This window comes from Pseudobutyrivibrio sp. OR37 (assembly GCF_900113655.1).
Lineage (GTDB): Bacteria > Bacillota > Clostridia > Lachnospirales > Lachnospiraceae > Pseudobutyrivibrio.
In genome coordinates, this window is sequence record NZ_FOQF01000065.1 from 1 (window position 1) to 3,184 (window position 3,184).

At 35.0% G+C, this 3,184-nt stretch carries 5 protein-coding genes; all 5 read left to right on the forward strand.

Annotated elements, in window-relative coordinates:
• Window positions 1-104 precede the first annotated feature (104 nt).
• The 5 genes from BM097_RS15795 (at window position 105) to BM097_RS15815 (ending at window position 2,971) form a co-directional block, all read left to right on the forward strand.
• Window positions 105-323, forward strand: coding sequence for a hypothetical protein (locus tag BM097_RS15795; protein ID WP_090552631.1), 219 nt, complete (start codon window positions 105-107; stop codon window positions 321-323).
• Window positions 324-574: 251 nt separating this feature from the next.
• On the forward strand, window positions 575-1,528 hold the full coding sequence (locus tag BM097_RS15800; RefSeq protein ID WP_090552633.1) for a lysozyme inhibitor LprI family protein: 954 nt from the start codon (window positions 575-577) through the stop codon (window positions 1,526-1,528).
• A gap of 305 nt (window positions 1,529-1,833) precedes the next feature.
• Window positions 1,834-2,307, forward strand: a complete 474-nt coding sequence (locus tag BM097_RS15805) for a MazG nucleotide pyrophosphohydrolase domain-containing protein (protein WP_090552635.1) — start codon at window positions 1,834-1,836, stop codon at window positions 2,305-2,307.
• 2 nt (window positions 2,308-2,309) lie between these two features.
• Window positions 2,310-2,753, forward strand: coding sequence for a GNAT family N-acetyltransferase (locus tag BM097_RS15810; protein WP_090552639.1), 444 nt, complete (start codon window positions 2,310-2,312; stop codon window positions 2,751-2,753).
• 20 nt (window positions 2,754-2,773) lie between these two features.
• Entirely contained in the window at window positions 2,774-2,971 is a 198-nt protein-coding gene (locus tag BM097_RS15815) for a hypothetical protein (RefSeq protein WP_090552642.1), read from the forward strand.
• Window positions 2,972-3,184 lie beyond the last annotated feature (213 nt).

Here is a 3,184-nt window from a genome sequence, read left to right on the forward strand (position 1 = left end):
TAGGAGAAAAATACCAATCCACAGTATCTTAAAATAGCATAGTCGAACCTATAGAAAAGGTAAAGAAAGACTATGACTTTATATAATAGTAGGAGGAAATTAAAATGTTAGCTTTTATTTTTTCAATAATGATGTTAGTTGTGTTTGGGAAGATGTTAGGATTAGCAATTAGAGCTTCGTGGACAATATTTAAAGTGGTAATGACCTTGGTTTTCTTACCAGTAATACTCATTGGAATGTGCATAGCAGGATTGTTCTACATTGCAATCCCAATACTTATAGTGATTGGAATTATATCTTTAATAGCTTCTGCAACAGCATAGAAGTTTAAAATATGAATTTGGAACTATATTTTGGAAAGTTGAATTTGAATCACCTGTAATGCAGTTATAGAACTATTATTATATACACAAATGAGGTATAGTGGATAAAGGCGGTTTTCAGTGGGAATGACTATGCGAAAAATGTGGAGGCCTAAACTAGACACTGTGGGTTCAAGCTAAGCTTACCCGCTAAAAAATATAAGGCTGCAGAGAGAAATCTTTGCAGCCAATTTTTGGGATGGTGAATTTTAATGAGAAAGAAAAGACAACGTAGATTATGCTTAACTTTAATAGTCATAGCATTACTATTAATCGTAGGATGTATTGTTTACTATTTTGTAGGGAAAAATGAAGAAACTAAAGTAAACGATCTAAACTCAAGTATCACTAATAACGAGACTGAAACACTTGAAACTATTGATAGTTCAAACGTAACTAATGATGAAAGTCAAGCCAATATCAATACTATTCAAGCAGAAATAGCTGAAGTTGAGGCAAAATCTAAAGAATTGGAAAATACAGATACTAGCAATATGTCTCAGTTTGAAATGAATTCATTAGCTGGTGAATGTTTTCAGTTATGGGATGCTGAGTTGAATTCAATATGGGAGAGACTATCAGAAAAACTGCCACAGAATGAAAAAGATAAGCTAGTTAAAGAGCAACAGGAATGGATTACTCAAAAGGAAAGAAATGCTGATGTGGCTGGTGTCGAAAATGGTGGAGGAAGTTTGGCTCCATTATTAATGTCTGAACGAGCTGCTGATATGACAAAAGTTCGAGTTTATCAATTGGCGAAAAAACTTGCAGATATTCAGAACGAGTCGTTTGAAATATCCTCGGATGTACAAAAAGAGTTAGACCAATTAGATTATTCTTTAGAGGATGTTTTGGAGAACCTAGAAGGGCAGTGGATATTCGATAGTGAACGCGGAGCGTGCATTGGTATTGAACGTAGCAGTGAATCAGCATATGGCCAGGGCGATAGTGAATGGACTATATGGATTACTGGAGGAGATCTTTATACAGAGAAAGATGTATATGGATATATTGCTGGCTGCATAGTATTACATAAAGAGGATGATGAAACTAGCGGTTATACTGTAATCGATAAATGGGATGATTCTGTTTCAAGCTGGTATGCAGGCTCTATTAATGATTTAATGAATGCAGTCGGTTTGGAAGAATCTATTGTTGGTTATTAGTTAAATAAATAGCATATCTTACTACAGCCTTTTGCTTATGCAAAGGGCTTTTTTCTACTTCGTAGATTAGCTATAATCATTAATTGAAAGATTGCATTTTTGGGAACAATACCATGGCTGACACAACATATTTATAGCTGTGCTTGGTTTACTTTGGCTAATTCTGAATTGTATTGGGATTACATTTAGAACAGTTCCATCATTATTGATTATAAGCTAGGGAGTCCTTGGATTATTACAAATATTACGGTCCATTGGCGATCACTATATTGATAGTTGGACTGATACATTTTGAGGGATTAAAAATGGCAGAAATTGATAGATTAAAAGAAATAGTCGAAATTCTAAGAAGTGAAAACGGTTGCCCTTGGGATAGGGTTCAAACTCATGAAAGCCTAAAACCAGAGTGTATAGAGGAAGCAGCTGAGGTCATTAATGGAGTTAATAATTACACAAAGACAGGTGATGCAGAAAATCTAAAAGAAGAACTAGGAGATTTGTTGCTTCAGGTAATGTTTCATTCTGTCATAGCAGAAGAGGAGGGCTTATTTACTTTTGATGATGTAGCAAAGACTGTATCTGAAAAGATGATACGTCGCCATCCTCATGTCTTTGCTGGCGTAATCTATAACTCAAAGGAAGAACAGCATGCGGCATGGGAGGAAATAAAGGAGCAGGAAAAAGAAGGTACGGAATGGTGTGCTGATACTCTCCCAGAGGCTTTTGAAGAAGCTAAAGAACTTATCGAAAAAGCAAAAGAGCGAAAGGGCTATAATTAGATATGGAGATTATATTAGTAAATGAGAATGAGCCATATTGGGATAAGCTAATGGCTTTTTCAAGTAAGTGCTCATGGAACCCAGGCAAGAATTTAGCTACAAGAATGGAAAACGGAGACTTCAAAGATGACAAGCAGATTTTTGCAGCAATTGAAAATGATGAGATTGCAGGATTTTGCGTTTTTGAAGAAGATGGATATATCCCACCCGAATATGACTATCATCCATTCATAAATCTAGTATTTGTAGATGAATCCTGTAGAGGCAAAAGAGTTTCTGAAAAGCTAATTGAAAAAGCACTAAGTTATGGCAAAGAATTAGGCTTAACTAGGGTTTATTTAAAGAGTGAGCATCGTGGCCTATATGAAAAATATGGATTCAAAAAGATTGCAGATTTTAAACCTATTGTAGGACTAGCAGATCAGATATTTGAAAAGACTTTATAATATATAGAAAGAACTCAGAAATGGAAATTAGAAAAACAGTAGAAGCTGATGTCCCTCAACTTATGAAAATGTACGCGTACGCCAGAGACTTTATGGCAAAGACAGGAAATCCAAATCAGTGGGGACCTAATAACTGGCCAACAGAGGAATTGATTCATAATGATATAAAAGAAGGCAATCATAATATAAAGCTATATAAAAAGCTAACATTTCCTTAATTCATGTGCAAAAAGAAAGTTGAACATACAGTTTGTACAATTCAAACAATTGGGCTTAAAATGGCGAATAGATGTACTTTAAAAAATGGGTGAAAATCCGTTGACACTAGGCTCTTAGGGTGATATTATAATCGAGCACTGAGGGACAGCAAGTCACACAGAGCAAAAGAAAACGAAGATTGATAACTGAACAGTGAAACAAACCTTGAATTA